Source organism: Methylobacterium sp. CCH7-A2 (assembly GCF_001557075.1).
Taxonomy (GTDB): Bacteria; Pseudomonadota; Alphaproteobacteria; order Rhizobiales; family Beijerinckiaceae; genus Allobosea; species Allobosea massiliensis.
Genome location: NZ_LSKN01000319.1, coordinates 1 through 6232, shown reverse-complemented (window position 1 = coordinate 6232; position 6232 = coordinate 1). Strand labels below are relative to the sequence as shown.

The window sequence follows — 6232 nt, the reverse complement described above, 5'->3', positions numbered from 1 at the left end:
CCGCGAGCATGGTCGGCGGCGACGGGGGCGGGGGCCTCGCCGGTGCGGCCGCCGCCGACCATGCTCGCGGCGCTGACGATCTGGCCGATGCGGTCCATCACCACTTGGCCGGCCTCGATCTGGGCGGCGAGATCGGCGGCGTAGCGCTCCGCGGTCTGGAGGCGCTCGGCCAGGGTGCGGTCGCAATCGCCGAGCGTCAGCTTCAGCCCGGCGATCGCGCGCTCGGCGGTGTCGGTGGCGGCGATCAGTGCGCCGACCGTCTGGCGCATCGCGGCCTCGTCCGCCTTCAGGCGCTCGATCCGCTTGGCCAGGACGTAACAGGTGATGATGGTGGCGACGAGCAGGCTGGCGACCAGCGCATCGGCGATGAGGGTGATCGTCATGCGTATGCCTCTGCTCAGACCGGCTGGCCGTGCTGGTTGGTGTCGAAGGCCGCGATCGTCGTCTTGGACCGCCGCAGCGGGCTGACGATCTGGACGGCGATCTTGTCGTCGACCCGGCCGACGCGGCCGTCGCTGACGACGAAGTCGCCGCAGCGCAGGGAGACGAAGGCATCGGGCTTGGCGTCGAACATCAGCGTGTCGCCGATCTCGAGCTTCATCATCCGCTTCAGCGGCATCTGCGTCTCGTGCAGCACGCAGGTGACCGGCACCTCGGTCTGCCAGACCTCGGTGGCGAGGTGGTTTTCCCAGATCGGATCGCGCCCGAGCTTCTCACCCATGAAGCTTTCGAGCAGCAGATCACGGATCGGCTCGATGGTGGCATAGGGCAGGAGGATGTGCAGCGCGCCGCCGCGGCCCTCCATGTCGAATTTCAGCTCGACGCGGATGGCGGCGTTGGCGGGCCGCGAGATCGAGACGAAGCGCGGGTTCGACTCGATGCGGTCGATGGTGAAGTTGACCGGCGAAAGCGGCTTGAAGGCGGCCTCCGCGTCGCCCAGCACCAGCGCGATGACGCGGCGGATCAGGCGGATCTCGATCGAGGTGAAGGGGCGCCCGTCGACACGCGGCGCCGGCTGGCCACGCTTGCCGCCGAACATCGTGTCCATGATCGAGTAGGTCAGCGCCGACTCGATGGTGATGAGGCCGAAATTGTCCCATTCCTCGGCCTTGAAGACCGAGAGCATGGCCGGCTGCGAGATCGAGTTGATGTAGTCGCCGAAGCGCACGGAGCGGATGCTCTCCAGCGTGACCTCGACGTTGTCGGTGAAGAAGTTGCGCAGGCTGGTCGAGAGCAGGCGCACGAGACGCTCGAAGATGATCTCGAGCATCGGCAGGCGTTCATAGGAGACCGAGCCGGAATCGACGATCGCCTGGATGCCGTTGCGCTCGTTCTTGTCGTCGCCAGTCGAGAAACCGAGCATCGTGTCGATTTCGTCTTGGCTCATCAGGCGGTCGGTACCGCCTTCCTGTTCGCCTTCCTCCTCGACGATGTCGGGCATGGTGGCCCATTCGGCCGCCATGCTCTCGGGGCTCAGGGGCTCGTCCTTGGGAGGGGCGCCCGGATTGTCGCGCTCGCTCGTGCTCATGATGCTGTCGTCGTTTCCGTCACTGTGTCTGCGCGGCCGCCGCGGCCGGGGTCGTCCGTCTCACTGGACGAGCAGTTCCTTGAACAGCACCGCATCGACCTTCGCGGGCGAGACGGTGACGTTGACGCGGCGCAGCAGCTCCTCGCGGAGGCGATACATGCCGGCCGAGCCCTCGAGATCGGCGGGGCGCAGCTCGCGCAGGAAAACCTGGAAGGTGTCCTCGACGCGCGGCAGCAGCGGCTTGATCTCGTCGGCGACCTTGGCGTCGGCGGCCTCGAGCACGACCTTGATCTTGATGACCGGCTGGCGCTCTTGCTGCGGGCCGCCGGTGATGCCGACCAGCATGTCCTTCATCTCGACGAAGCTGACCGGCTTTTTGACGTTCTTGGCCGCCTCCGCCGCTGCGAGCTGCTCGGCCGACGGCTTCTTCAGGAAGAAGAACCAGCCCGCGCCGCCGCCGCCCGCCAGCAGCACCACGCCGGCGACGATCAGGATCAGCATCTTCTTTTTCTTGCCGCCGCCTTCGGCCGCGCCCTCTGCGGGGGCGCCGTCCTCGTCGGCCTTGGGCTTCTTCGCCATCGCTGCATGCCCCGGACTGCGCTGCGGACCGCCCGCGGCGGACCGTTGAAACACCCTGAACAGTCACGGTTAACGCGTCGTTAAGGAGGGCAATTTCTGCCGGGTCGATCTTGCCTGCTTGGGCGGTCCTGCAGGGCTGCGGCGCTGGCGAGGAGAAGAGAAAACCCAACGTAAACAGCATGATAGCCGTTTTAACCATACTGGCACGCCGCTTGCGGAAGGGAGAGCGTGGCTGCTGCGCTGGGGAGCGTCGAAGCGGCCGCGGAACAGAATCGGGAGACCATGCCGTGGAGAACGCGCTTCTCGTCGGCCTGTCGCGCCAGATGGCTCTGGCGCGTGAGCTGGATGTCATCGCCAACAACATGGCGAATGTGAACACGAACGGGTTCAAGACCCGCTCGGCCCGCTTCAACGAATTCATCATGCCGAAGGCCAGCGCCGACAGCTTCAAGCCGGCGGACAAGCCGTTGTCCTTCGTCATCGACAAGGGCACGCCGATCGACCTGTCGCAGGGCGCGATCGAATACACCGGCAATCCGCTCGATGTGGCTCTGCGCGGTGACGCCTTCCTGGTGGTTCAGACGCCCGGCGGCGACCGCTACACCCGCGCCGGCTCGCTCGACATCAACGCCCAGGGCCAGCTCGTGACGCAGTCCGGCCAGCCCGTGCTGGGCGATGGCGGGCCGATCACCTTCGGCACGGCGGAGACCAATCCCCGCATCGCTCCGGACGGGACGGTCTCGAGCGACCAGGGCCAGAAGGGGCGGCTGCGGATGGTGCGCTTCGCCAATCCGCGCGCCCTGACCAGCGAGGGCGCCAACCTCTTCGGTTCGGCCGCCGCGCCGCTGCCGGCCGGCCCCGAGGGGCGGCTCGAGCCCGGTGCGATCGAACGCTCCAACGTCAAGGCGGTGGTCGAGATGACCCGCCTGATGGAGGTCCAGCGCTCCTATCAGAGCGTCGCCAACATGCTCTCCAAGGCCGACGAACTCCGCAGCAAGGCGATCTCCCGCCTCGCCGACCAGCAAGCCTGATCCGGGAACGAAGCTTAAGCCATGCGCGCCCTTCAGACCGCCGCCACCGGCATGATGGCCCAGGAACTCAACGTCCAGGTCATCTCCAACAACATCGCGAACGTCCGCACCACGGGCTACAAGCGCCAGCGGGTGCATTTCCAGGACCTGCTCTACGAGAACTTCCGGCGCGCGGGCTCCGCGACCTCGGACCAGAACACGCAGGTGCCGGCCGGCACCTTCGTCGGCTCCGGCGTCAAGACCGTCTCGACCGGCCGGGTGATGACGCAGGGCAACCTGTCCTCGACCGAGAAGCAGTACGATCTGGCCATCCGCGGCGAGGGCTTCTTCCGCATCCGCATGCCGGACGGCCGCACGACCTATACCCGAGACGGCTCCTTCGACCTCGATTCCCAGGGCCAGCTCGTCACCCGCGACGGCTATCAGGTCGAGCCGGGCATCACGATCCCCAACAACGCCACCAGCGTCAGCATCAACGCGCAGGGCACGGTCGAGGTCTCGCTGCCGGGGCAGACCGCGCCGCAGCAGATCGGCCAGATCCAGCTCGTGCGCTTCGTCAACAAGGTCGGTCTCGAGTCGATCGGCGACAACCTGTTCATCGAGACGGCGGCCTCGGGCCAGCCGATCGACGGCTTCGGCGGCGGCGAGGGCTTCGGCACGCTGCAGCAGAACTATCTCGAGGAAGGCAACGTCCAGGCGGTCAACGAGCTCTCCTCGCTGATTGCGGCGCAGCGCGCCTATGAGATGAACTCCAAGGTCATCACCGCCGCCGACCAGATGATGTCGGCGACGACCTCGATGTTCCGCGGCTAGGCCGGAGGCTCAAGCACATGACCCGCTTCACGCTTCGCCTCTCGCTCGCCGCCGCGCTGCTGCTTGCAGCCCAGGCCGCCGCCGCGCAGGCGCCCACCGGGAACCGCCCCGCCGTCGCGGTCGCGGCGCTCGCCGCCCCGGCGCCCGCCACGGCGGTGCCGGCCCAGCCGCGCCGGCTGCAGCTGCGCTCGGAACTCATCCTCTCGCGCGATCTCGTCTCCTTCGGCGACCTGATCGCGGGGCTTGCCCCCGATGCGGCCTCGATCCCGGCCTTCCGGGCGCCGGCGCTGGGTGAGACCGGCACGATCCAGGTCGCCCGCATCGTCGAGGCGGCGCGCGGCGCCGGCATCATCACATCGGCCGCCGAACTCGAGAGCAATGGCGCGGCGCAGGTCGTCGTCACCCGTGCAGCCCGCCGCGTGCTTGCCTCGGACATCGAGGAGGCGGTGAAGACCGGGCTGCAGGAGCGCTACGGCGTCGATGCGCGCGCCTTCGCCCTGACGCTCGATGGCGGCGCACCTTCGATCGCGGTCGAGCCCGAGCTGACCGGCGACACCGTCGTCAGCGATCTCTCCTACGATGCCCGCTCGCGCCGGGTGATGGCGCGCGTCTCGGTGCCCGGCAGCATGGCGCTGCGGCTGAAGCCGGTCCGCATCGCCGGCCAGCTCGTCGAGACCGTCGAGGTCGTGGTGCCGAAGCGCGCCGTCGCCCGCGGCGAGACGCTCGGCAAGAACGACGTGCTGGTCGAGCGCCGCCCGCGCGACGGCCAGGCGACCGACCTGATCGGCGATCCGCGCGTCGCGATCGACAAGGTCGCGACCCGCGCTTTGATGGCCGGCGCGCCGCTGCGGGCCGGCGATCTGCGCCGCGAGGAGATCGTCGCCAAGGGCGATCTCGTCACCCTGGTCTACGAATCCCGCGGGCTGACGATCACCATGCGCGGCCGGGCCGGAGAGGCCGGCGCGATGGGCGACGTCATCAGCGTCACCAACCCCCAGTCCAAGCGCGTGCTGCACGGCACGGTGAGCGGGCCGGGCCGGATCTCGGTCCAGGCCTCGACCTCCGGCACCATCGCCGCCGCCCCCTGACACTCCGTCCCACCGGATGAGCATCATGAACACCCTGTCGAACCCGACCACCCGCCCCGCAAGCCGGACCGTCGCCCGCATCGCCGGCCTGCTGCTGCTCGGCGTCTCGCTGAGCGCCTGCGGCGCCGCCGACCGGCTCGCCAATGTCGGCCAGGCGCCGGCGCTGTCTCCGATCGAGGACCCCACCGCGACCAAGGGCTACAAGCCCGTGCAGATGCCGATGCCGGCGATGGAGCATGCCTCCTATGCGCCGAACTCGCTCTGGCGCACCGGCTCCCGCGCCTTCTTCAAGGACCAGCGCGCGAGGCTCGTCGGCGATCTCGTGACCGTCAAGGTCAAGGTCACCGACAAGGCGCAGCTCAACAACACGACCAAGCGCAGCCGCAAGAACGGCGAGGATGTCGGCGCCGACAACGCCTTCGGCTTCGAGAACAAGCTCGACAAATACCTGCCCGACGGCGCCAGCGCCGGCTCGCTGCTGAAGCTCGATTCCGCCGCCTCGAGCGAGGGCGCGGGCTCGGTCAACCGCTCCGAGACGCTGGCGACCAATGTCGCGGCGGTGGTCACCCAGACGCTGCCCAACGGCAACCTCGTGATCGAGGGCAAGCAGGAGATAAGGGTGAATTTCGAGGTGCGCGAGCTGATCGTCGCCGGCGTGATCCGGCCCGAGGACATCGAGAGCGACAACACGATCGAGTCGACCAAGATCGCCCAGGCCCGTATCGCCTATGGCGGCCGCGGCCAGATCACCGACGTCCAGCAGCCGCGCTACGGCCAGCAGGTCATGGACATCCTGCTGCCGTTCTAAGCCGCTTCACGCCTGGCATCGAAACCGCGCCGTCATCCCGGACACGCTGCGAAGCAGCGCCGATCCGGGATCCATCGGAGGGCTCCGGAGCCCTTTGATGGATCCCGGGGCAAGTCCGGGATGACGGCCCCCAGCCCTCCAGGAACGACCTCACCGACACGCTTCCCCATCCCGGCCGGCGCGGAACGCTCCCCGCAATTCCCCGCGCCCGCCGGCAGGCGGTCTCTCCCGAGCCGCCGACCCCACGGCCGCCCCGCCACGCTCCCCAAGCCTTCAGGGCAGGCGACCGACAGAAAACCCCGCTCTCTCCCGAGGCGGGGCTTTTTGCGTGGGGGGGAGGGGGTGCGCCAACGGACTAAGCCGCTCTCGCGGCAGGGCGCAGCGG

Annotated in this window: 7 protein-coding genes; 4 read left to right on the top strand and 3 right to left on the bottom strand. The window is 68.6% G+C overall.

All coding sequences use genetic code 11. The annotated features are described in order from the left end of the window. The 3 genes from AX750_RS24815 to fliL form a co-directional block, all read right to left on the bottom strand. On the bottom strand, positions 1 to 383 hold a 383-nt coding region (locus AX750_RS24815; RefSeq protein ID WP_156462481.1), incomplete at its 3' end, for a DUF6468 domain-containing protein. A gap of 14 nt (positions 384 to 397) precedes the next feature. After that, complete coding sequence (gene fliM, locus AX750_RS24810) at positions 398 to 1528, bottom strand: flagellar motor switch protein FliM (RefSeq protein WP_066720902.1); 1131 nt, start codon at positions 1526 to 1528, stop codon at positions 398 to 400. Positions 1529 to 1588: 60 nt separating this feature from the next. Continuing rightward, entirely contained in the window at positions 1589 to 2107 is a 519-nt protein-coding gene (fliL, locus tag AX750_RS24805) for a flagellar basal body-associated protein FliL (RefSeq protein ID WP_066720899.1), read from the bottom strand. Between the two features lie 287 nt (positions 2108 to 2394). On the opposite strand from fliL, the gene flgF reads away from it, so the two are divergent. The 4 genes from flgF to flgH are packed head-to-tail and all read left to right on the top strand — an operon-like array spanning position 2395 to position 5847. Further along, positions 2395 to 3138 carry a flagellar basal-body rod protein FlgF gene (gene flgF, locus AX750_RS24800; RefSeq protein WP_066720893.1) on the top strand — a complete coding sequence of 248 codons (744 nt, stop codon included), beginning with the start codon at positions 2395 to 2397 and terminating at the stop codon, positions 3136 to 3138. 21 nt (positions 3139 to 3159) lie between these two features. Further along, entirely contained in the window at positions 3160 to 3951 is a 792-nt protein-coding gene (gene flgG, locus AX750_RS24795; protein ID WP_066720890.1) for a flagellar basal-body rod protein FlgG, read from the top strand. A 17-nt stretch (positions 3952 to 3968) separates the two neighbouring features. Further along, positions 3969 to 5039 carry a flagellar basal body P-ring formation chaperone FlgA gene (gene flgA, locus AX750_RS24790; RefSeq protein ID WP_066720883.1) on the top strand — a complete coding sequence of 357 codons (1071 nt, stop codon included), beginning with the start codon at positions 3969 to 3971 and terminating at the stop codon, positions 5037 to 5039. Positions 5040 to 5064: 25 nt separating this feature from the next. Further along, positions 5065 to 5847, top strand: coding sequence for a flagellar basal body L-ring protein FlgH (gene flgH / locus AX750_RS24785; RefSeq protein ID WP_066720915.1), 783 nt, complete (start codon positions 5065 to 5067; stop codon positions 5845 to 5847). Positions 5848 to 6232: the final 385 nt, after the last annotated feature.

What these genes read in the sequence shown, in the direction of transcription:
- fliM (WP_066720902.1), bottom strand. Translation starts at nt 1,528, where the DNA reads ATGAGCACGAGCGAGCGCGACAATCCGGGCGCCCCTCCCAAGGACGAG.
- fliL (WP_066720899.1), bottom strand. Translation starts at nt 2,107, where the DNA reads ATGGCGAAGAAGCCCAAGGCCGACGAGGACGGCGCCCCCGCAGAGGGC.
- flgG (WP_066720890.1), top strand. Translation starts at nt 3,160, where the DNA reads ATGCGCGCCCTTCAGACCGCCGCCACCGGCATGATGGCCCAGGAACTC.
- flgA (WP_066720883.1), top strand. Translation starts at nt 3,969, where the DNA reads ATGACCCGCTTCACGCTTCGCCTCTCGCTCGCCGCCGCGCTGCTGCTT.
- flgH (WP_066720915.1), top strand. Translation starts at nt 5,065, where the DNA reads ATGAACACCCTGTCGAACCCGACCACCCGCCCCGCAAGCCGGACCGTC.